Source organism: Rhodococcus sp. HM1, assembly GCF_023218075.1.
Classification (GTDB): domain Bacteria; phylum Actinomycetota; class Actinomycetes; order Mycobacteriales; family Mycobacteriaceae; genus Rhodococcus.
In genome coordinates this window covers 17,788-40,988 of sequence record NZ_JALPTB010000058.1, presented here as the reverse complement: position 1 = coordinate 40,988, position 23,201 = coordinate 17,788, and the positions used below count along the sequence as shown (strand labels likewise).

Below are 23,201 nucleotides of genomic sequence, written 5' to 3'. Positions count from 1 at the left end.
CCCCGCCGCCCGTGTACACGCCCACCCCTGAGTACACGCCGCCGGCACCTGCGCCGCAGTCGAGCGCCTACTACAAGAACTGTGCTGCTGCCCGCGCGGCCGGCGTGGCACCTTTGTATATAGGTGAGCCCGGTTATCGGTCCAAGCTCGATGCCGACGGCGACGGTGTCGCCTGCGAGTGGAGCTGATCGGGACCCGGCCGGATCCGCTCACCCGGCCGTCCTCGCCGGTTGCTCCTAGAATCCGGACATGGGCAGCAAGTCGGTCACCAGTTACGACGTCGCACGCCGCGCAGGGGTGTCGCAGTCGACGGTGTCGCGTGCGCTCAGGAACGATCCGCGGGTCATCGAGGAGACGCGGGAGCGCATTCAGGCCCTCGCGGCGGAGATGGGCTACGTCCCGCACGTCACCGCGCGCAGCCTGATCACGCGCAAGTCGTCGACCATCGGCATCGTGAGCGGCGACCTGCGCAATCCGTCGTACCCGACGCTGGTGAACACCCTGCAGGACTGCTTCGCGCGCCACGACTACCGGGTGCTGTTGATGAGCGACCGCACCGAAGGCTCCCTCGAGAAGGACATCCTCGCGCTGCGCGGGGGCCTGGTCGACGGCGTTGTGTTCATCTCGTCGCGGCTCGATTCGCCGATGGTGTCGGAGATGATCGACTGGAAGATCCCGCTGGTGATCCTCAGCCGGGACGTCGACGACCGGCATGCAGGCAGGGTCGATCGCGTGACGTCGGACAACGTCCGCGGTGGCCGGCTCATCGCCGACCACCTGGTCGATCTGGGGCACACCCGGATCGGCCTGATCTCCGGTCCGTTGCAGAACCCCAGCATCCGGTTGCGCGAGCAGGGTTTCCGTGACGGCCTCGCGGCGCGCGGCGTCGAGCTCGACGAGAAGCGGGTGTATCGCGGCGCCGTGGATGCGTCGACCGGCCTCGAGGGTGGCCTTGCGCTGCTCGCCGGCGAGGACCGCCCGACAGCGGTGTTCTGCGCCACCGACTACATGGCCTACGGCACGCTGGATGCCGCGAAGCGTCTGAATCTGTCTGTGCCGAAAGATGTTTCCATTGTCGGCTACAACGACCTCCAGCAGTCCAGCTGGTCGATCTTCGATCTGACGACGGTGCGTCAGCCGCTCGAGGACATGGCGGTAGCGGCGGCGGAGTTGCTGCTGGCGCGGATCGACGGTGCGGCAGGCGCTCCGGTGCATCGGAAGTTCGATGTGGAGTGGGTGCAGCGGGGGAGTGCGGCGGTGTGCGCCGAGCCCGTTCATGATCGTTAACATAGGCAACAGGTCTGTTACCGGACGGTCCCGGACCGGCAATAACTCCTGCATACATTCGAAGTCACAGCGAGCCGGACAGCGCGGCCCAGTTCGCTTCCTCGAATCTCCCCGCCCGTCAGGAGTGACATGGAAATCGGCGTCTTCATCCCCATCGGCAACAACGGCTGGCTCATCTCCAAGAGCGCTCCGCAGTACATGCCCTCGTTCGAGCTCAACAAGGCGGTCGTGCAGAAGGCCGAGGAGCACGGACTCGACTTCGCGCTGTCGATGATCAAGCTCAAGGGCTTCGGTGGTGAAACCGAGTTCTGGGACCACAACCTCGAGTCCTTCACGCTGATGGCAGGTCTCGCCGCGGTGACCGAGAAGATCAAGCTGTTCGCCTCGACCGCGATTCTGACCCTGCCGCCGGCGATCGTGGCCCGCATGGCCTCGACGATCGACTCGATCGCTCCCGGCCGCTTCGGTGTGAACATCGTGACCGGTTGGGCCCCGAACGAATACACGCAGATGGGTCTGTGGCCGGGGGAGGAGTACTTCGGTTACCGGTACGCGCAGGCCACCGAGTACGTCACGGTCATGAAGCAGCTGTGGGCGGACGGTGTCAGCAACTTCAAGGGCGAGCACTACACGATGGACGAGTGCGTCCTGTCGCCGAGCCCGACCGGCGGCGGCGTCCCGATCGTGGCGGCCGGACAGTCCAAGAGCGGGATGAAGTTCGCGTCCGAGATGGCCGACTTCAACTTCATCATGGGCACCGGTATCAACACCCCGACCGCGATCTCCGACTCGGTCACGACGCTGGTCGATGCGGCCGCGACCACGGGCCGGGACGTGGGTGCGCTGACCCTGTTCATGATCATCGCGGACGAGACCGACGAAGCGGCGCAGGCGAAGTGGCAGGACTACCACGACAACGCCGACCTCGAGGCCCTCGGTTACATGGCCGGCCAGTCCGCGGCCGACGCCACCGCCGACGACGTGTCCACCGCCAAGACCATCTCGTTGCCCGAGGGTGCGGTGAACTTCAACATGGGCACCCTCGTCGGGTCGTACGAGACCGTCGCGAAGATGCTCGACGAGGTCGCCGAGATCGAGGGCATCAAGGGCATCATGCTCACCTTCGACGATTTCGTGCAGGGCATCGAGAACTTCGGTACCCGTATCCAGCCGCTCATGAAGAGTCGCAACGCCGTCACGGCCGAAGCGGCCTGACCCCGATCGACGGGTGGGAGCGCGTGCAGCAGACCGCGCTCCCACCCGTCCCCATTTCTCCCCGGAGGTTCCTCCTTGACTTCGCGCACCCTCGACGTCGCCATCGTGCAGGCCGGCGAACTGACCGAGGACCTCCTCGGCAACCTGGCCCGGCTCGCCGCACTCGTCCGCACCGCGGCGGCACCCGCAGACGACGGCAGCACCCCCGACCTGGTGGTCCTCCCGGAACTGATCACCACCCCCTACTTCTGCACGAGCCACGACGTCGACCGCACCCCGTGGGCGCAGACGATCCCGGGAGACGCCACCGACCTCTTCGGCGACCTCGCGCGAGAACTGGGCTGCGCCATCACCTTCGGTATGTTCGAGCGCACAGCCCACGACGTCACCCACAACTCCGTCGTGCTGATCGACCCGACCGGCGGGGTGCTCACGTGGTGTACCCCCGACGGCGGAAGCGTGCCGGCCTATCGCAAGCTGTCGCTGCCCGCGAGCAAGGTCGGCGACGTCGACATCGACGAGAAATACCACTTCTCGCCCGGACAGGCACCGGCCACCGTCGACGCGTTCGGCACCCGCTTCGGCTGCGTCATCTGCTACGACCGCACCTTCCCCGAATATTGGGCGGTCGCCCGCGCACTCGGCGCGGAAGTGATGCTCGCGATCGTCTCGTCGCTCGGCAGCCGCGAAGACCTGTTCCTTGCCGAACTGCAAACCCGCGCACTGGAATCGCAGACCTGGATCATCGCCGCCAACCGCGGTGGTCCCGAAACGCTAAACGGCGTGACCGTCGACTACTTCGGGCTGTCCTGCGTGATCTCCCCGAGCGGTGAGATCGTCGCCCAGGCTCCGGCCCACAGTTCGGGGGAGACCCTGCGCGTCACCATCGACCTCGATGCCGTGCCCGCGCGCCGGGCGTCGTTCCCGCTGGCCCGCGACCGTCGCCCCGACGTGCTGCGCCTGCTCGCCGACCTCACCGACGGCACCGTGCGCCCCGCGCCGCTCCCGCGTCCGTCCGCTGTACCGAAGGAGGTGGTCGGATGACCGCGACCGACTATCCCGACCTGACCGCGACCGCGGCCACCACCGTCGACGACCTGCTGCCGCAGGCTCGCGCCGACATGGCGCCGCTGCTCGACGTGTCCCGGCTCGCGCCGCTCGAGCCGGTGCCGGACGGGCCGCCGTGCGAACCCGCGCATTCCGCGGCGCTGCTGGCGTCGAGCCCGGTCCCGCAACCCCCGATACCCGCCCCCGCGGACGCTGTGTCGGTGGACGCGCCACTGCATGAACTGGGGGTTCGCGACCTCCTGGCCGCGTATGCGTCCGGGAGCACCACACCGAGCGCGGTGCTCGCCGCCCTGCGTTCCCGCTGGACCGACCCGGCGCTCGCCGGGGGAGCGGTGCTCGCCGTCGTCGACGGCGCCGACGATGCGGCCGCGGAATCCGACCGGCGCTGGACGGACGGCACCGCCCGCCCGCTCGAAGGGATCTTCTTCGCTGTCAAGGACATCATCGACGTCGCGGGTGCACCCGTCACCGCGGGATCGCGCACCACCGGCGACCGCGTCGCCGCCGCCGATGCGACCGCCGTGGCGCGACTGCGCGCCGCCGGCGCGATCCCGGTCCTCATCACAGCAACCACCGAATTCGCTTGCGGCGCACCACACAACGCCCGGTACGGGCCGGTCACGAACCCGTGGGACCGGTCGCGCTGGACCGGCGGCTCGTCGACCGGCTCCGCGGGAGCCCTCGCGGCACGGCTGGTCCCGCTGGCCCTCGGCACCGACACCGGCGGATCGATCCGAGTCCCGAGCGCGCTGTGCAACCTCACCGGCATCAAACCGACCTACGGTCTCGTCCCGCGCACCGGCGTCGCGTCGCTGTCGTGGACCCTCGACCACATCGGACCCATGGCGCGCTCCGCCGCCGACCTGCGGATCGTCCTCGACCTTCTCGCCGGACCCGACGGGCACGATCCCGCGGCCGCGCCTGCGCCGGTCGCCCAGCAGGTGCAGGACGCTCTCGCGACCACCGGCACCGCGACCGACCCGGCGCTCGCCGGTGTCCGGATCGGCATCCCGACCGCGTGGTTCACCGACCTGTGCGACGCCGCGGTGCTCGGCGCATGGGACGCGGTCGTGGAGACCTTCCGCGACCTCGGCGCCGACGTCGTGGCCGTCGACATCCCCGACGCCCAGCGCATCCACGACGACGTGACGATCGTGATGACCAGCGAACTCGCCTCGAACCAGGAGGGGTCGCTCGCGAGGTTCGCGGACTACGACATCGGCACGCAGGTCCGCATCGCACGCGGACTCGTCCCCTCCGCGGTCGACTACCTGCGCGCGGTGCGCCGCCGCACCCTCGCCCAGCGGGCAGCGGTCGATGCGTTCGACGTCGCGGGCATCGACGTGCTCGTCACCCCCGGCATCGGCGCGACCGCAGCACGGCTGTCCGACGTCACCGTCGAGATCGACGGCGTCCGCCACCCCATGCAGCCGATCGTGGGCCGCAACACGAGCCTGTTCGACTACCTCGGATTCCCCGCGGTCATGGCACCGGCCGGATTCGTCGACGGACTGCCCGTCGGGGTGCAGCTGGTGGGGCGGCCGTGGGCCGACGACACGTGCCTGCGCCTGGCGCACGTGTTGCAGACCGTCACCGACGTCCACACCCGACGTGCCGATGGATAGCCTTGTCACACAGCGTCATCCGCACCCGTGGCGGGTGTTCGCCGCCCTGAGCATCGGCGTGGTCGCGGTGTTCGTGAGCCTGAGCGGTCTGACGGTCGCGCTGCCGACCGTCGCACGGGAGCTGGACGCGTCCGGGGCTCAGTCGACGTGGATCCTGCTCGGCTACATGCTCGTCACCACGGCACTGATCCTGGTGTTCGGCCGCCTCGCCGACATCATCGGCCGCCGGCCGCTCTACCTCGCCGGGCTCGCCACCTTCACGGTGGCGACCGGGCTGTGCATGCTTGCACCGTCCGCCGGATGGCTCATCGCCGCCCGCGTCCTCCAGGGTGCCGGGGCGGCGGCCGTCGTCACCAACAACACGGCCCTGCTCACGGACACTTTCCCCCCTCACATCCTGGGCCGGGCGCTCGGGTGGAACGCAACCGTCGCGGCCGTCGCCCAGGTGGTCGGACCGCTGATCGGCGGGGCCGCGACCGCGGCGTTCGGGTGGCGCGGACTGTTCGCGGTGGTGCTGCCCGTGGGGCTGGTCGCGATCGCCGCGTCGATGTGGGTGATTCCGCGCAGTCCCCGCAAGGCCGTCGAGCGGGAGCCGTTCGACGTGGCCGGCGCGGTGCTGTCCACGGTCCTGCTCACCGCGGTGGTCCTCGCGCTGACCCCCGGCGTGAGTTCGTTGCCGTGGCTGCCGTGGGCGTGCGGCGGTGTGAGTGTCGTCCTCGCCGTCGTGTTCGTGGCCGTGCAGATCCGGCGCACGCATCCGCTCGTCGACGTGACGCTGTTCCGCAACCGGGGTATCGCACTCGTGCTCGCCGCGGTGCTCGTCAACGCGGTCGCCACCTACGCGGTGACGCTGCTCGTGTCGTTGTACGGGCAAGCGGTGAGCGGGATCTCGGCCGTGACCGCCGGGGCGCTGGTGATGCCCGTCGCGATCGGCACGGTCGTGGCCGCCTCCGCCGCAGGATCGCTGATGCTGCGGTTCGGTCCCCGCACGCTCACCGCGACGGGCATGGCGCTCAACGCCGTCGGACTGTTCGGCGTCGCCCTGATGCTCTCGCCCGACGGCGGTTCGCTCGGCGCGACGGCACCGTTCCTGTTCGTGCTCGGTTGCGGGACAGGACTGTTCATGACGCCCTCGACGAGCGCGCTCATGCTGACCGCACCCGCCGACCGCCGCGGAATCGCCAACGGACTGCGATCGACGCTGCAGAACGTCGGCTATCTGCTGAGCACCGCACTCGCACTCGTGTTCGCGACCGCAGGGCTGAGCACCGCGGCGCGGCAGGCCGCGTACGGCGGCACCCTCGGCTCGCTCGGCAGCGGCGAGGTGACCCGGTTCGTCGACAACGTCCGCGTCGTCGGCATCGCACTCGGCCTCGTCGCTCTCGCCGGTGTCGTGGTGTGCCTTGCCTTTCCACGCCGCAATCCGGCGGCGACCGTCCACACACTCGATTCTGTTTCCACGTTGAAGGAGTCAGCATGACCATCGCCGATCGCGCCGCCCAGGCGGAGGACTACGCCCGCGCCGGCTTCGGTCAGGAACTCGAACCCGGTGCCCGCCCCGCCCTGATCGTCGTCGATCCGGCCCGCGCCTACATCGACCCCGACTGCCCGCTGTATGCGGGTGTGGAGGAGAACGTCGAGGCGATGCGCACGCTGCTCGCCGAGGCCCGCGAGGCCGGAATCCCGGTGGTGATCACCGAGGTTCGCCTCCGCGCCGACGGGTCCGACGCGGGCGTGTTCTTCAAGAAGTCCGGCACGCTCGTCGCGTTCTGCGAGGGCAGCCCGTACGGGGAATTCATCGACGGTCTCGAGCCGACCTGTGCCGAGATGCTGGTGACCAAGAAGTATCCCAGCGCGTTCTTCGGCACCACGTTGAACTCGCACCTGACCTGGCTCGGTGTCGACACCGTTCTCATCGCGGGTCTGTCGACCAGTGGGTGCGTCCGGGCGACGACTCTCGACGCCATGCAGCACGGTTTCATCCCGATCGTCGTGGAAGACGCGGTCGGGGACCGTGATTCTGCAATCCATCGGTCGAACCTGTTCGACATGCAGCAGAAGATGGCCGAAGTGTGGCCGCTGTCGCGCGCCCAGGAGTACCTCCGCGCGCTGTCGTCCGGCAATTAACACGAATGATCCACGCGCGTTGCCGCAGGCAACACGTCACGCAATACATTCGAAGTCATCATCTTCCCGGTCGGGTCCCCAACGGCGGGGACGCTCCATCGCTCACTTCGTTTCCCCAGGAGAATCCATGCGTCTTCCTCGACCCGGTCGCGCCGCCCTCGCGGCGCTCGCCTTCACCGCTTCTCTCGGTCTCGTCGCCTGCAGCAGCGACGGATCCGGCGGCGCCGACGTGTCGGACGCGGATGTCGCCGCCGGACTCGAGTACGCCCGGGCGCAGCTCGCGATGTACGAGTCCGACCCCGAGTTCACGCTCGAGGCCGAACCGTTCCCCATGAAGGACATCGCCGGCAAGACCATCTTCTCCATCCCCACCAACAGCGAGAACCCCTACAACGTCGCGGTCGACGAGGAATCGAAGAAGGTCGCCGAACGCTACGGCGCCACCTGGATCGAATACACCAACCAGGGCCAGCCCACCCAGTGGGCCACCGGCGTCGAGCAGGCCGTCAACCAGAAGGTCGACCTCATCATCCTGTCCCAGGGCGTCGACGCATCCCTCATCAAACCGGCGCTCCAAAAGGCCGACGCGGCAGGCATTCCCGTTCTCCTCACCCACACGATCCTGCGTGGCGAACCGTTGCCCGCGGACCTCGTGGGACTCGTCGACGCCACCACCGACGCACCCCTCTCGGAAGCCAACCGGCTCACCGTCGACTGGATGATCGACCGAACCGAGGGCGACGGCAACGCCCTGATCATCACCTCCAACGAGGTACCGCCCGCCAAGGCCGAGGTCGCGGCGATGGAGGACGAGATCGCGCAGTACTGCCCGAAGTGCACCTACAAGATCGTCAACGTTCCGGTGGCCGAGTGGGCCACCAAGATCCAGTCCGAAGTGCAGTCCGCGCTGTCGGCCGACCCCAACATCAACTTCATCCTGCCGATCTACGACTCCATGTCCCTCTACGCGCAGTCCGGGATCAAGGCCGCCGGTAAGACCGGGCAGGTCGAGATCTCCTCGGTCAACGGCACGCCCGCCGTGCTCAAGATCCAGCAGGACGACGGCATCGTCACCATGAACGTCGGCGAATCCATCCCGTGGCTCGCGTGGGCGACCCTGGACCAGGCCGGCCGACTGCTGCTGGGCTACGAACCCGTCGCGGACGGCGCGCAGGAGACCCCGCTCAAGCTGATCACCGCCGACAACATCGACGAGACCGGCACCCCGCCGCAGCCCGACAAGGGATACGGCACCGCCTACGTCACCGGATACGAAGCCATCTGGGGGCCCAGTGAGCAGCCTTGATCCGATCGTCAACATCGTCAGGCTCTCCAAGACGTTCGGCGACCACACCGTCCTGAAGAACGTGAACCTGACGATCCACGCCGGTGAGGTCCACGGCCTGCTGGGGGAGAACGGCTCCGGGAAATCCACCCTCATCAAGGTGCTCGCCGGATTCCACGCCCCCGACGCGGGCGCCGCCCTGCAGGTGCGTGGCCGGGACGTGCCGCTGCCGGTGCCGGCGGGCGGATTCCGCGACCTGGGCATCAGTTTCGTGCACCAGGACCTCGCCCTCGTCCCGGATCTGTCCGTCGTGGAGAACCTGCGGGTCGGGCCGGTGGTCGCCGGTTCCAAGCCGTGGATCTCGTGGCGACGCGAAAAGCGCACCGCGCGAGCACTGTTCGAGCGGTTCGGTCTCGACGTCGATCCCGAGGCCCCGGTGTCGAGCCTCAACGAGACCGAACGGGCGCTGGTTGCGATCCTGCGCGCCACCGAGGAACTCGGAGATCGCCGGACGCTGCTCGTCCTCGACGAACCCACCGTGTTCCTCCCGCGCGAAGGCACCGACCTGCTGTTCTCCGTCGTCCGGGAGATCGTCGCCGACCGCAAGGCCGCGGTCCTGTTCGTCTCCCACGACCTCGACGAGGTGCTCGACCACACCGACCGCGTCACCGTGCTGCGGGACGGGGTGTCGCAGGGCACGCACCGCACCCGCGATCTCACCGCCACCTCGCTGATCGACCTCATCGTCGGCCGCAGCCTCGATTCCGCCGATCCCCGGGTCGCCGGGCCGGTCCGCGACTTCGACGACGTGCCGCCGCTCGCCCGCGTCGTCGAACTGGAGACGCCCACCGTGGACGGCATCACGTTCGAGGTGCGTCCCGGTGAGATCGTCGGGCTCACGGGGATCGCCGGATCCGGCTACGACGACGTGCTCGCCGCGCTGTACGGCGCGAAACCCGCACGCGGCGGGCGCATGACGATCGGATCGGACGACGTCGCGCTGCCCACCACGACGCCGATCGACTCGCTCGCCCGCAAGGTCGTGTACGTGCCGCCGGACCGCAAGGTCGAGGGCAGCGCGCCGGAACTGACGGTCGCCGAGAACGTCACCCTCCCGATCCTCGGTAGCGGCTTCGTGAAACCGCGTGCGCTGAACGCCGTCGCCACCGCCCTTGCCGAACACTGCGACGTTCGGCCCCGCGATCCGCAGGCCGTGTACGGGTCGCTGTCCGGTGGCAACCAGCAGAAGGCACTGCTCGGCAAGTGGCTTCAGATCGATCCGCAGCTGGTCCTGCTGGCCGAGCCCACCCAGGGTGTCGACATCGGTGCCCGCGCCCGCATCTTCGAGATGCTGCGCGACACCGCGAACGGGGGAGCGGGCATCGTCGTCGCCAGTTCCGACTACGAGCAGCTGTCGGTGCTGTGCAACCGCGTGCTCGTGTTCTCCCACGGCCACATCGTCGCCGAACTCACCGGCGACAACCTCTCCAAGCAGCACATCTCGGACAGTGTTCTCGGTCTGAGGACAGTGTCCTCTGCCTGACCCGACAGGAAGTGAATGCCTGATGTCCGTCACCATCGACAAGACCGCCGCTCCGAACACCGTCGCACCTGAAGAAGCACCACCGAAGAGACGTCTGTCGCTGGGGCCGGTGTTCGAGAAGTACGCCCTCGTCCTCGCTCTCGTCGCAGTCGTCGTCTTCTTCAGCGTGCTGCGTCCCGAGGTCTACCCGACCGCCAACAACCTGCAGAACATCCTCGGCTCCCAGGCGGTCCTGCTCATCCTGGCGCTGGGCCTGATCGTGCCGCTCACCGCAGGCGAATTCGACCTGTCCGCGGTCTCGACCATGTCGCTGGCGGCCATGACGATCGCGGTACTCAACGTCCAGCACGGCTGGTCGCTGCTGCCGGCCATTCTCGTCGCGATCCTCGCGGCGGTGTTCGTCGGCCTCGTCAACGCGTTGCTGGTCGTGCGGCTGCAGATCGACTCGTTCATCGCGACACTCGGCAGCGGTACCGTGGTTCTCGGTGTCGTGCAGTGGATCTCGGACTCGACCTCGGTCACCGGTATCGACTCGGGGCTCGTCGACGCCACCATCGGCACCCGCGTCTTCGGGGTGTCGCTGCAGTTCTACTACGCGCTGGCGCTCGTCCTCGTCACGGCCGTGGTGTTCCAGTACACCCCGATCGGACGTCGGCTGCTGTTCGTCGGCCGCGGCGCGCAGGTCGCCCGGTTGAGCGGCCTGCACGTCGATCGCATCCGCGGTGGCGCGCTCGTGACCTCGGCGTTCGTCGCCGCGCTCGCCGGCATCGTGTACGCCGGCATGCTCAGCGGCGCGGACCCGTCGTCGGGACAGTCGTTCATGCTGCCCGCCTTCGCCGCCGCCTTCCTCGGCGCCACCGCCATCGTCCCCGGCCGATTCAACGCGTTCGGCACCCTCGTCGCCGTGTACTTCCTGGTGGCGGGTGTCGTCGGGCTGCAGATGCTCGGCGTGGCCAGCTTCGTCCAGCAGTTGTTCTACGGCGGCGCGCTGGTGATCGCGGTCGCGCTGTCCGGCGCTGTCCGTCGTCGCACCGCCTCCCGTGGAAAGCGTTGAGTCGGTGCCCGTGACCCCCCGGGCCGGGACCGCATGAGTCCCGGCCCGGGGGTTCTGTCTGCCTCCCTGTGTTGCGCCGCTGTCACGGTTGCGCAACACGTCGAGGCTCGTGCGTCGATGCAGCGCCGACGGCCACGACTGCCGACCGTCGACTCGCGCAACGCGTGTGTTACCGAGGCGGAACGGAATCGCCTCCCTGCCCGAAGGAGACTGCGCAGTATCCGCGAACGAGCGGTCGTCTATCGGCAGAAGTGAAAGGCAGAGAACATGTTTCATCTCGGATGGTTTCTCGGGAGCGGCTTCGGAATCCAGCCGTGGAACCCTGCGGGAGGCGACGGTGTGTACACCGGTGCGAACATGCGGGATTGGATGAAGCCCGACCTGTACGTCGATCTGGCAGCATCGCTCGAGCGCGCCTGCTTCGACTACATCCTCATCGAGGACACCGCGATGGTCGAGGACAGCTACAACGGATCCGCGGAAGTATCGCTTCGGCGGGGCTTCATGGCACCGAAGAACGACCCGATGCCGCTCGTGCCGCTGATGACCCAGCGCACCAAGCACATCGGCATCGTTCCCACCGTTTCGACCATCCAGTACCACCCCTACCTCGCTGCCAGGCTCTACACGACGCTCGACCATCTCACCGAGGGACGCATCGGCATGAACGTCGTCACCTCCGTCACCGACCGTGTGGCCCAGAACTTCGGCTACGACCAGCATTTCGACCACGACGAGCGGTACAAGATGGCCGAGGAGTGGGTCGAGGTCGTCAAGCAGCTGCAGCACTCGTGGGACGTCGACGCGGTGGTCGCCGACGACATGAACGGCATCTACGCCGACCACACCAAGGTCCACCCCATCAACTTCGAGGGGAAGTACTTCCGCTCCCGCGGCCCGCTCAACACCATCCCCGGACCGCAGCGGGACATCCCGGTCGTCTCGGCGGGCGGCTCGGTGCCGGGTCGCGAACTCGCGGCGCGGCACGGCGACACGCAGATGGCCATGTGCAAGACGGTCGAGGATATGAAGGCCTACCGCGAGGACATTCACCGTCGAATGCTCGCCCACGGCCGCAAGCCCAGCGACATCAAGCTGCTGTTCCTCGCGACCCCGATCGTCGCCCCCACGGACGCGGAAGCGCAGGAGAAGGCCGAGGCGCTGCGCCGCTACCGGTACACCGACGCCGCGGTCGAGTACAACCTGTGGAACATGAGCTACACGAGCGGCGGGCGGATCGACTTCGGATCGATCGACCTCGACACCCCGGTCGATCAGATCGACCTGTCCAAGGGCAACGGTGAACGGTCGTCGATCGCCAACCTCTTCCAGGACACCGAAGGCAAGACGCTGCGGGAGGTCGCGGCAGAGTCCTTCCAGATCACCGACCTCGGCTTGGTCGGCAGCCCGGACACCGTGGCCGCGAAGATGGAGGAGATCATGGACGAGGTGGGGGGGGACGGCTTCCTGCTGTACTCGCCGATGACCCGCCACAGCATCGCGGAGATCGCCGACGGCCTCGCGCCGGTGCTGAAGCGTCGCGGAGCGATCCGCGACGGTTACACCTACACGACTCTGAACGAGAACATCCACGAATTCTGACCCGGCGGAATCCGGTCGAGGACTGCATCTGTCCGGTGCGGTCCTCGACCGCGTTCGGCACACCTGCCGACCGCTGCGGGTCCCAGAACCCGAGAGGCCGGCAAGTATGAGAGAGAACGTCACCATGGCACAACGAGCCACCCATCCACGAGCGGTGGGCGGATCCGCGGGCAACCGCAACACCCTCTCGCGGCGGGTGCACGACATGTTGCTGGCCTCGGTGCGGGAGGGAATCTACGCAGAGGACCAGGTACTCGTCGAGGATCAACTGATCGCCGCTCTCGATGCCAGCCGCACCGCCGTGCGTGAAGCTCTTCGGAAACTTGCGGACGAGGGAATTGTCGTGCGACATCCGCGCAGCGGCACGATCGTGGTGAACACCGGAGTACGGATCGCGCTGGAGGACATTCGCGTCGCCGACGCCCCGTCGGACGAGATGGACATCGTGATCACCGAGCAACGCACCGTTCCCAGCACCTCGTTGCTGAGAACCAGACTCTCGACATCGGATCGGCGACTGCGGATGATAGAGAACCACTTTGCGCTCAAGGGGGCAGTGATCGGGATTCGCACGGCGTACTTCCGATCGTCCTTCGATGCGGTGAGCTACGAGGGCCGGGCTGCGATGAGCGAGGTCGCCTCTCGATTCTTCGGCCGCACGGTGTCCCGGATCGACACGTCGATCGGGGCGACGACGGCGGACAGTCGTACCGCCCGGATTCTCGGGATATCGGAGGGCTCCGCGGTCGTCGTGCGGAACCAGACCTTCTACGACTCTCACGAACGGCCGATCCAGATCGCCTTCGATCACTACCGAGCCGATCGCGTCACATTCGTCCACGGCCGGCCGTCTACGGTATCGGTCGCGTCACCGCACCTGCACGCGACAGCCGGTGGGCCACAGCGTGATTGACAACTTTCACTCCGCTGGGCGAATTCTCCCGCATCCGAGGGGTCTGTCGGTGTAACGATCCCGAAACGCCGATGGGGTAAAAAGACCCGGTACCGGCGTGACGTTCGGTATCAGGGATCCAGGAGGCACAGTGCAACAGGAAATGCTTCGGGAGGATTCGCCTGCCAGAGGGGCGACCAATCAGACACGTCGCGCATACGGCCTCATCCGATCGCTGATCAGGTCGGGTTTTCTGGTCGACGACGAGCAACTCGTCGAGGACCGTCTCGTCAAGACGATGGGCATTCCGCGCGCCCGGGTTCGGGAGGCGCTGCAGCAACTCGCCGCCGAAGGCCTCGTGGAACGTCGCCGCCGTACGGGCACGCGGGTGCGGCAGGAGTACTTCCAGGTCCCCGTCGATGACATCCTGCCGTGGCACACCCCACCGGGATTCGCGGTGCGGCAGACCGACAATCGCGTGGTGCCGTCGGGACCGTCGATCCGGTCGCGGCTGGGCACCCACGACACGCATGTGGGGCTCGTCGAGCACGTCTTCGAGCACGTCACGAGTTCCGGCGTGGAGCCGCTGGGAGTACGGATGGCGTACTACCGCGAGCAGTACCAGCAGCCCAAGGTGTGGCAGCGGTGCCCCAGTCTCGCCGACGCCTTCGAATTCGTCTACGGCGTCCCGCTGGGCAAGGTGGACACGGTGATCGACGCGGTGGCCTGCGATACGGACACGGCCCGCGTGCTCGGCCTGCGCGAGGGTTCCCCGGTGCTCATGCGCGAACAGGTCCTTCGTGACGTGGAGGGGACGGTGCAGGAGTACACCTTCTCGTACTACAGGGCCGATCGGGTGTCCTTCCCGCTCGGCAGTGCTCCGGAGAAGGTGGCACTGTGATGTGCAGCTGACGATCGGCTCGAAGGCTACGTGCCCGCATTCCTTTGGAGGAATGCGGGCACTCTTGCGTTCGGGGTGGTTGAAGCTGCGGCGAATTCGAGTTCGTCCTTGGCGTTTTCATCGAGACAGACAGTGACCCGTCGCCAACTCGACGTCCGTGACCTGCGTAAATCGTTCGGTGACAGGGTGTGTCGCGAACGGTTACACGGCGCAATCGACGCGCAAATGCACCGACCATGCGGCGCAATCGATACCGCATTGACTGGTCGTCGTCACTGAGGCGAACGAGTTGTGTGGTGTCGCCGTGAACTCGATCCCGTGCCCGACCGATGCGAGGCATCGCGGGCGTGTCGCTAGAACCGGAGAACGCATGAAATCGATCAAGCATACGGCCGTCGGGGTCCTCTTCCTCGGTGCGTCGCTCGCACTGTCCGCCTGTACGGCGGCCACCGACGTCGGATCGGACGACACTTCGGACAAGACCCTTTCCGCCTCGGCGCAGGAATGCGTCGACGGTGTGCAGACCCGTCTCGCAGCCGCGACGGCACCGACCGAGCTGATCGCTCCGACGGCGCCGCTGGACCTGGCAAAGCTCCAGGGCGACACCATCTGGTTCATCACGGTGACGATGAACCAGTTCTCGGTGGACATGGTCGAAGGCGTCGAGGAAGCCGCCACGGCCGCCGGGATGAAGGTGGTCCGCTACGACGGTCAGGGCATGACCAACCGATTCAACGAGGGAATCGAACAGGCGGTGGCCCAGAAGGCGGCCGGGATCATCCTGGTCGGCATCGATCCGAGCGTGGTGTCGTCGGCACTCGCCTCCGCCGCGGCCGCAGGCATCCCCGTGCAGAACACCCTGAACACCGATCCGGACGACGCGATTCCGGCGGGCATGTACGGAAACCTCACGTCGGACTTCAGCGCCGACGGCGCGATGGCCGCCGACTGGGTGATGGCCGACAGCGGCTGCGCCGGCAACCTGGCGATCATCTCGTCCACCTCGGTCGCCGTGTGGGACAACCTCGCTCAGGGCGCGAAGTCGCAGATCGAGGCCGAGTGCCCCGACTGCTCGGTCACCATCATCGACGTCGACGTCGCCAACGTGGCGACCGACGTCGGCAGCCAGCTGCAGACCACGCTGCAGCGTGATCCCGACATCGACTACATCTTCCCCGTCTGGGACAGCGCGGTGACCTACGTCGATCCCGTTCTGTCCGCGGCCAATTCCAAGGCCAAGGTCCTCAGCCGGGACGGCCTGCAGCCGAACCTGGACGCGATCGCCTCCGGTTCCGGTCAGGACATGGACATCGCGACCCCGCCTCCGGGCTGGATCGGATGGCTCGCCGTCGACGACCTGGCCCGCGCGATGCTCGGCGAAAGCGCTCCCGGCTACGTGATTCCGACCCGCGTCATCGACGCCGACAACGTGGGCGATGCGAGCGTCGAGTCGATCTCGCCCGAATACGCGGACTACCAGTCGGCATTCAAGTCCGCATGGTCCTCGGCTCAGTAGCCGGCCGAACAGGAGATCCTCCGCATGACGACTTCCGCCACAACCCCTGAAGTGACCACCCCGGAAGCGATACCCGCTCCCGTGACGAAGAGTTCGTCCCGGTTCGACGGAGCGTTCGAACGTTGGGCGCTCGTCGGTGCGCTCGGGCTGCTCGTCCTGCTGTGTGTCGCCACGCTTCCACAGTTCCGCACGGCATCGCTGTTCACCACGATGCTCAACGCCCAGTCGCTGGTGCTCCTGCTCGCCCTCACCGCCACGATCGTGCTGCGCCTCGGAGACTTCGATCTGTCGGTCTCGCAGACGATGGTGGCGACCGCAGCCATCGTCGCCGTGATGACCAAGAACGGGTATCCGGCCTACGTCGCGATCATCACTGCGCTCGCGCTCGGTGCCCTCGTCGGTGCGATCAACGCGCTCATCGTGGTGCGGGTGGGCGTCGATTCGTTCGTCGCGACCCTCGGCTCGTACACGGCGCTGGCAGGATTTGCGTACCTGATCACCGACAGCCGGATCGTGGCCGGCGTGCCGGACGGCTTCGTCAACTTCTCCCGTTCGCAGCTGCTGGGGCTGCCGATGATCACCTGGTACGCGTGGGTGCTCGTTGTGGTGCTGTGGTACATCTACCAGCGAACCCCGCTCGGCCGGTACACCGTTTTCATCGGTGGCAACCGTGCCGCGGCACGGTTGGCCGGCATCTCCGTCGACCGGATCCGGACGTCGGCCTACATCGTGTCGGGCCTGCTGGCCGCGTTCATCGGCATCTGCTTCGCCGGATACTTCGGGGCCGTCGACCCCAGCGTCGGCGCTCAGTACATGCTGCAGCCCTTCGCGGCGGCATTCCTCGGAGCGACCGCGATCACCGTCGGCCGATTCAACGCCTGGGGCACCGTGGCCGCCCTCTACCTGCTGACGGTGGGTATCACTGCGCTCCAGCTGCTCGGTGCGCAGACCTGGGTGACCAACGTCTTCTACGGTCTCGCGCTCATCGTGTCGGTCACCGCCGCCAAGCTGGTCGGCAAGCGCCGGGCAGGAGCCCGGACATGACGGCCCTCAACGTCCTCGGATTGCGCAAGTCCTACGGTGGTGCGGTCGCGCTCGACGGCCTGAACCTGTACGTGCGCCCCGGTGAGGTTCACGCACTGCTCGGCCAGAACGGTTGCGGCAAGAGCACATTGGTCAAGTCACTGACCGGCGTGGTGACGCCGGACGAGGGGTCGGTCGAGGTGTTCGGCCGAACCCTGACCCTCCCGGTGGACGCTCCGCACGCTCACGGAATCGCCGTCATCCACCAGGACATCGGTCTGGTCGACGACATGACCGTCCTAGAGAATCTGGGTGCGAACGCCAAATACGGTGCCCGACTGCTGTCGCCGGTGCGTGTCGGACGCGAGAAGGCCATCTACCGCGAGCTGATGAACCGGCTCGGCTTCGACTTCCCGCTCGACGCCCAGGTGTCGACCCTCAGCCCCGCCGAGCGCGCCCTGCTCGCGGTGGTGCGGGCGATGCGCCTGATGGACGGGAACACGGACGAGCAGCTGTTCATCCTGGACGAACCGACCGCCGCGCTGCCTCGTCCGGAAGCATCCCGGCTGCTCGGGCTCATGCGCCGGGTGGCGGACGCCGGCGCAGGCGTGATCTTCATCAGCCACCGGCTCGCCGAGGTGATGGAGGTGTGCGACCGGGCGACCGTGATGCGCGCCGGCCGGGACGTGGTCGAGGTCGCGATCGAGGACACGTCCCGCGCCGAGCTCGTCGCCCACATGCTGGGGCGGCGCATGGACGACTTCTACCCGGCTCCTCCCACCGTCGAGCTCGGCGCCCCGCGCCTGACGGTGCGGGGCCTGACCGGACGACGCGTCACGGACGTCGACCTCACGGTCCGCGCCGGCGAGGTCGTCGGCGTCACCGGACTGGCGGGCATGGGGCAGGAAGAACTGCCGATGCTGCTCGCCGGTGACGAGAAGCCGGTCGCCGGAACCGTTCTGGTGGACGGAACCGAACTGCGGGCGGGTGATCCGCGGCAGGCGATCGACCACGGGATGACCCTGGTGCCGGGAAACCGGCTGCGCGACGGCTGCTGGGTGGAAGGTACCGCCGAGGAGAACGTCATCCTTCCCGTCGTGCAACGGCATCGCCGGTGGAAAGGGCTGGACATCAAGGCGATGCGCAAGCGTGCCGCCCAGCTGATGACCGAGGTGAACGTCCATCCGAACCGGCCCGAACTGCCGATGTCCGCCTTCAGCGGCGGCAACCAGCAGAAGGTCGTCTTCGCGAAGTGGCTGCAGCTCGAGCCCGGGGTTCTGCTGCTGGACGAACCCACACAGGGTGTGGACCCGGGTTCGGCCAAGGACCTGCTGGCCGACGCCATGACCGCGGCGACGAACGGCGCTGCGGTGGTGGTGTTCTCCGGTGAACACGAACTCCTCGCGGCGGTGTGTCACCGGGTGCTGGTGCTGCACCACGGATACCTGATCGACGAACTGTCCGGCTCGCGACTGACCGAGCAACAACTCCTCGAAGCGTGTGAATCCCCGGCGGACGACGCGCTCCTGGCAATTCACTGACCTCGCCGTCGGATCCCGACGACACAGACTCGCGATTCCGGCGACAGCGGAACCGCGTTCGACGAAGAGAAGGACCACGAACATGACTGCAGATCCGTTCCGTCTCGGCTGGTTCGGCAACCTCGCTGCCCCCGAATGGAAGTCGCCGTACAGTGGCATCGACGCCACCACCAACTACTTCAACGGCCGCTTCTACGTCGATATGGTCCGAAACCTGGAGCGGGCCGGCTTCGACTTCCTGATGATCGAAGACTCGCTGATGGTCAGCGACATCTACCGCGGCACCGCCGAGATCGAACTCAAGCACGCGCGGTACGCACCGAAGATGGATCCCGTCGTGACCGCCTCGATGCTCGCCGCGGCCACCGAGCACATCGGGATCATCGCCACCGCCTCGACGACCTTCTACCACCCGTACCAGTTGGCCCGGCAGTTCGCGACCCTCAACAACCTGACCGGTGGGCGAGTGGGCTGGAACATCGTGACCTCGAGCGAGGACCTCGCCGCGCAGAACTACGGCCTCGACAAACTGCCGGAACACGACCTGCGGTACGAGATGGCCGAGGAGTTCGTCGACGTCGCGATGAAGCTGTGGGGTTCGTGGGAGGACGGAGCCATCCTTGCCGACCCGGAGAGCGGCTACTACGCCGACTACAAGAAGGTTCATCCGATCCACCACGAGGGCCGCTTCTACAAGTCCCGTGGACCCCTGAACGTGCCTCCGGGCCCCGGCGGACGTCCGGTCTTCTGCCAGGCCGGCGGGTCGCCGCGCGGCCGCGACTTCGCCGCCAAGTACGCCGACGTCATCCTCACGATCCCGCACGGCGTCGAGGGAGCGAAGGAATATCGTGCGGACATCCGCGCTCGCGCGGCCAAGTTCGGGCGCAACCCCGACGACATCAAGGTCTTCTCGGTGGTGTACCCGATCGTCGGCGAGACCGAGCAGGAGGCCAAGGAGAAGAACGAAGCCTGGTACGCCCGCAAGGAGCACAACTTCGAGGTCCAGATGGCGCACTTCGCGGCGACCATGGAAATCGACTTCTCCCAGTTCGATCCGGATCAGCCGATCCCGGACGATGTTTCGACCAACGGGCATCAGAGCCAGCTCGAGGTCTGGCGCAAGCAACTCGGCGGCCGCACCATCCGTGAAGGCTTCAGCGGAATGCGCGTCCAGACCACGGAGATGGTGGGTACCCCGGACTCGATCGCCGCGCAGATGGACGAGTTCATGCAGGAGGTCGGCGGTGACGGCTTCCTGATCTACGGACAGCCCATCAGCCGCCAGTCCATCGCGGAGATGACCGACGGTGTCGCTCCCGCCCTGCAGCGTCGCGGGCTTCTGCGCACCGACTACGCCCACTCCACGCTGCGCGAGAACCTGCGGTCGTTCGTCTGATGATGCACCGCTTCTATGTCGACACGCCGTGCGGGCAGATTCATGCCCGCACGGCGGGGTCGGGCCCCGAGATGGTGCTCCTGCTGCACCAGACGGCCGCGTCGTCGGCGATGTACGAAGCGTTCGCCGCGAAGTTCCTCGAGGCGGGACACGGCGAGCGCTACACGCTGGTCGCCGCGGACACCCCGGGATTCGGTATGTCCTACGTTCCGCATGAGCAGTACGCGCTGGAGCGGTGGGCCGACGACATGGCCGCCGTCCTCGACGCCCTCGGCGCACAACGCGCCCACGTACTCGGTCACCACACGGGCGCCGCGATCGCCGCGACGATGGCGGCGCGCCATCCCGACCGGGTCTCGAGTCTGGCGATGGTGGGTGCGACGGCCATGACCCTGCAGGATCGGACGCGGTGGCACGTGGGGGTCACCGCGATGACACCGACCATGGACGGCGCGCATCTGCTCACCGCCTGGGAGCAGGTGGGCACGATCGACGCCGACCTGGCCTACGCGCCGGATCTGGTTCTCCGGCATCGCGAGGTGGTGGACAAGCTCCGGGCCGGTGTGCGCTGGCACGAAGCCTATCTCGCGGTCTTCTCCACGGATGTCGGGGCGCTGCTGGAGAAGGTCACCGCGCCGGCGCTGCTGCTGTGCGGAACCTCCGACGTGCTGTACCCGTACGTGCCGGAGACCGTGCGCGCGATTCCCCACGCGCGATTCGTCGCCCTGGAAGGCGGCGGCTACATCCTGGACCAGGATCCTGCCGCGATCCTCGAGCACTACATCGGATTCCTCACCGACATCTCCGAGGAGGTCGAATGCCCACGAGTCCCGTAGTCGTCTGGTTCCTCGAACCGGGCAACGCAGCAACGATGCTGCGCACGATCGTCCAGCTCGATCTCGCGGGCGCCGACGCGGTGGTCCTGCCTGGCGGTGCCGACTGCCCGGAGGCGCTGCTGCTGGCAGCGGCGGCATCGCGTCGCGCCCCGCGGATCGGCGTCGTCGCGGAGATCTCCCCGTGGAGCCAGCCGCCCTTTCTCACGGCACGCGCTCTGGGAACCCTCGATGCGCTGACCCGCGGCCGCGCCGGATGGTTCGTCTCCGGTCGTGACAGCGGAACCGTGAGCACCGACGACAGCGGCCGGTGGTGCGCCGGCACAGCGACCGAGACCGAGCGTCAGGACGCGCTCGCCGACTATCTCGCCGCGACCGCTGCCCTCGGAAACTCGTGGGAGCCCGATGCCCTGATCGCGGACGTGCCCTCCGGCCGGTACGTGGACGCGGACTGTGTCCACGTCACGAACTATCACGGCCCCTACTTCTCCACCCGGGGTCCGCTGAACGCGCCCCGCCCACCCCAGGGGCGCGCGGTGCGGTTCGCCGAATACCGGGAGGGGACAGCGGAATCGGACGTTGCCGATGTTCTCGTCGTGCGGTGCGAGGAGGACATTCCCGCAGCGCGGGCGAGTGCGGACTGCGTGTTGCTGCGGGTCGCCGGGGAGGCAGCGGTGGCGCCTCCGGTGACGTCCGCAGACGGATACGCATTCTCTGCCGTATCGGGTCGACTCATCGGGCAGGTGTTGCACGAGACGCTCCCTGCGCTCGTGCCCGCCCCGAGAGGCGGATTGCTGCGCGACCGATTCGGTCTGAGCGCCTCCGACTTCGAATTCGTCCCCTATCACGCCGAACAGGAGGTGTCGGCATGAGTGAGCCGATGACGCTCGGATGGTTCGTCAACTACATGCCCACCGGCTGGAACCGTCCCTGGGCGGGGCCCGATCCGCGGGCGTGGACAGATGGCAACTTCTACGTCGACATGGCGAAGGCGCTCGAACGCAGCTGCATCGACTTCATCATGCTCGAGGATTCGAGTGTGGTGCCCGAGAACTTCGGCGGCGACATGGTCGCCGAGTTCAAGGCCACCGTGAAGGCACCCAAGCACGATCCGCTTCCGTTGGCGGCGGCCATCTCCCAGGAGACGAGCCGGCTCGGAGTGGTGACCACGATGAGTACGAGTCTCTACCCGCCGGATCGGCTGGCGCGGATGCAGGCGACGCTCGACGAACTGTCCGACGGCCGGTGCGGCTGGAACATCGTCACCTCCTTCGAGGATCTCGCCGCCCAGAACGTCGGCCTCGAGAAACTGTGGGAGCACGACGAGCGTTACCTCCGCGCCGACGAATATCTGCGCGTGGTCTCCGAGATGTGGTCCGGCAGCGGCGGAGTCGAGTTCGACGGCCGGTACTACCGGGTGAGCGGACCCGCCACTCCCATGGGCAGGCAGGAACGTCCCGTCCTGTGCCAGGCGGGCGGGTCGCCGGCGGGCATGGATTTCGCTGCCGAGTGGGCCGACCTGATCGTGTCCGTCCCGGTGGGTATCGACGCAATGAAGAAATACCGCGACGGAATCCGGGAACGGATCGAACGCAGCGGCGGTGACCCGGACCGATGCCGCGTTCTGTACATGGTCACCCCGATCCTCGGGGAGACCGACGCGGAAGCGGTTGCGAAGCGGGACCGGATGTACTCTCCGGAGTCGGACAACTTCCTGCGCCGGATCGTCCAGTTGTCGAACATCTCCGAGATCGATTTCTCCACATACGATCTCGACGAACCCATCCCGGAGGATGCGACCACCAACGGGGCTCAGAGCATTCTCGACACGATGAAGCGACTGACGCGGGAGTCCTCTCTCCGGAAGGTTCTCGGCAGCACGGGGGAGTCGACCTCGCTCGATCTGGTCGGCTCGCCGTCCACGGTCGCGGACCGCATGGAGGAAGCGATGGAGGTCGTCGGTGGCGACGGTTTCCTGCTCTTCCACGGCGGGGGAGGGATCATCACCCGGCGCTATCTCGACGAGGTGCTCGACGGCCTGATCCCCGAGCTCCAGCGTCGTGGGCTCGCCCGCAGCGAGTACGCGGATGGGACGTTCCGGGAGCGACTGGACCGGTCGATGTCCGTCGGCCGGTAGCGGCGTTTTTCCGTATCAATCAGCCGACGTCGCGCAGTTTCCGCAGGTAATCCACGTGTGGACGCGAAGTGCATCGGCGCAATATGTACGCCACATTCAGGTCGCATTCCCGACACACACGTCGGGTCGAATACCCGGTGACGGGCGGAACGTCTC

At 67.3% G+C, this 23,201-nt stretch carries 20 protein-coding genes; all 20 read left to right on the top strand.

Annotated features, from left to right (window positions below; genetic code table 11):
- Window positions 1-188 (top strand): excalibur calcium-binding domain-containing protein (locus tag M1M07_RS24570; protein ID WP_248675847.1); only part of this gene is annotated, 188 nt, incomplete at its 5' end.
- A gap of 61 nt (window positions 189-249) precedes the next feature.
- A complete protein-coding gene (locus tag M1M07_RS24565; RefSeq protein WP_248675846.1) occupies window positions 250-1,287 on the top strand; it encodes a LacI family DNA-binding transcriptional regulator in 1,038 nt (345 codons plus the stop codon).
- 129 nt (window positions 1,288-1,416) lie between these two features.
- Window positions 1,417-2,502: a pyrimidine utilization protein A gene (gene rutA / locus M1M07_RS24560; RefSeq protein WP_248675845.1), complete on the top strand. Its 1,086-nt coding sequence runs from the start codon at window positions 1,417-1,419 to the stop codon at window positions 2,500-2,502.
- Between the two features lie 75 nt (window positions 2,503-2,577).
- A complete protein-coding gene (locus tag M1M07_RS24555) occupies window positions 2,578-3,546 on the top strand; it encodes a carbon-nitrogen hydrolase family protein (RefSeq protein WP_248675844.1) in 969 nt (322 codons plus the stop codon).
- Window positions 3,543-5,195 carry an amidase gene (locus M1M07_RS24550; RefSeq protein WP_248675843.1) on the top strand — a complete coding sequence of 551 codons (1,653 nt, stop codon included), beginning with the start codon at window positions 3,543-3,545 and terminating at the stop codon, window positions 5,193-5,195. Before M1M07_RS24555 ends, M1M07_RS24550 begins: the two co-directional genes overlap by 4 nt.
- The gene (locus M1M07_RS24545; RefSeq protein ID WP_248675842.1) at window positions 5,188-6,675 is read left to right on the top strand and encodes an MFS transporter; all 1,488 of its coding nucleotides are present in this window, start codon (window positions 5,188-5,190) and stop codon (window positions 6,673-6,675) included. Before M1M07_RS24550 ends, M1M07_RS24545 begins: the two co-directional genes overlap by 8 nt.
- Entirely contained in the window at window positions 6,672-7,322 is a 651-nt protein-coding gene (locus M1M07_RS24540; RefSeq protein ID WP_197252912.1) for an isochorismatase family protein, read from the top strand. Before M1M07_RS24545 ends, M1M07_RS24540 begins: the two co-directional genes overlap by 4 nt.
- Before the next feature lie 127 nt (window positions 7,323-7,449).
- Entirely contained in the window at window positions 7,450-8,628 is a 1,179-nt protein-coding gene (locus M1M07_RS24535) for a sugar ABC transporter substrate-binding protein (protein WP_248675841.1), read from the top strand.
- A complete protein-coding gene (locus M1M07_RS24530) occupies window positions 8,615-10,150 on the top strand; it encodes a sugar ABC transporter ATP-binding protein (RefSeq protein WP_248675840.1) in 1,536 nt (511 codons plus the stop codon). The genes M1M07_RS24535 and M1M07_RS24530 overlap by 14 nt, the downstream gene beginning before the upstream one ends.
- A gap of 22 nt (window positions 10,151-10,172) precedes the next feature.
- Window positions 10,173-11,204 (top strand): ABC transporter permease, encoded by a 1,032-nt coding sequence (locus M1M07_RS24525; RefSeq protein ID WP_248675839.1) that lies wholly within the window; start codon window positions 10,173-10,175, stop codon window positions 11,202-11,204.
- 267 nt (window positions 11,205-11,471) lie between these two features.
- Window positions 11,472-12,806, top strand: a complete 1,335-nt coding sequence (locus tag M1M07_RS24520) for an NtaA/DmoA family FMN-dependent monooxygenase (protein WP_248675838.1) — start codon at window positions 11,472-11,474, stop codon at window positions 12,804-12,806.
- Between the two features lie 124 nt (window positions 12,807-12,930).
- Window positions 12,931-13,719 carry a GntR family transcriptional regulator gene (locus M1M07_RS24515; RefSeq protein ID WP_248675837.1) on the top strand — a complete coding sequence of 263 codons (789 nt, stop codon included), beginning with the start codon at window positions 12,931-12,933 and terminating at the stop codon, window positions 13,717-13,719.
- 130 nt (window positions 13,720-13,849) lie between these two features.
- The gene (locus M1M07_RS24510; protein WP_248675836.1) at window positions 13,850-14,599 is read left to right on the top strand and encodes a GntR family transcriptional regulator; all 750 of its coding nucleotides are present in this window, start codon (window positions 13,850-13,852) and stop codon (window positions 14,597-14,599) included.
- Between the two features lie 370 nt (window positions 14,600-14,969).
- Window positions 14,970-16,115, top strand: coding sequence for a substrate-binding domain-containing protein (locus M1M07_RS24505; RefSeq protein WP_248675835.1), 1,146 nt, complete (start codon window positions 14,970-14,972; stop codon window positions 16,113-16,115).
- Between the two features lie 24 nt (window positions 16,116-16,139).
- A complete protein-coding gene (locus M1M07_RS24500) occupies window positions 16,140-17,159 on the top strand; it encodes an ABC transporter permease (protein WP_248675834.1) in 1,020 nt (339 codons plus the stop codon).
- Window positions 17,156-18,679: a sugar ABC transporter ATP-binding protein gene (locus M1M07_RS24495; RefSeq protein ID WP_248675833.1), complete on the top strand. Its 1,524-nt coding sequence runs from the start codon at window positions 17,156-17,158 to the stop codon at window positions 18,677-18,679. Before M1M07_RS24500 ends, M1M07_RS24495 begins: the two co-directional genes overlap by 4 nt.
- Window positions 18,680-18,761: 82 nt before the next feature.
- Window positions 18,762-20,075, top strand: coding sequence for an NtaA/DmoA family FMN-dependent monooxygenase (locus M1M07_RS24490; RefSeq protein WP_248675832.1), 1,314 nt, complete (start codon window positions 18,762-18,764; stop codon window positions 20,073-20,075).
- On the top strand, window positions 20,075-20,911 hold the full coding sequence (locus M1M07_RS24485; RefSeq protein ID WP_248675831.1) for an alpha/beta fold hydrolase: 837 nt from the start codon (window positions 20,075-20,077) through the stop codon (window positions 20,909-20,911). The genes M1M07_RS24490 and M1M07_RS24485 overlap by 1 nt, the downstream gene beginning before the upstream one ends.
- Window positions 20,893-21,780, top strand: a complete 888-nt coding sequence (locus M1M07_RS24480; protein ID WP_248675830.1) for an LLM class flavin-dependent oxidoreductase — start codon at window positions 20,893-20,895, stop codon at window positions 21,778-21,780. Before M1M07_RS24485 ends, M1M07_RS24480 begins: the two co-directional genes overlap by 19 nt.
- Window positions 21,777-23,045: an LLM class flavin-dependent oxidoreductase gene (locus M1M07_RS24475; RefSeq protein ID WP_248675829.1), complete on the top strand. Its 1,269-nt coding sequence runs from the start codon at window positions 21,777-21,779 to the stop codon at window positions 23,043-23,045. Before M1M07_RS24480 ends, M1M07_RS24475 begins: the two co-directional genes overlap by 4 nt.
- Window positions 23,046-23,201: the final 156 nt, after the last annotated feature.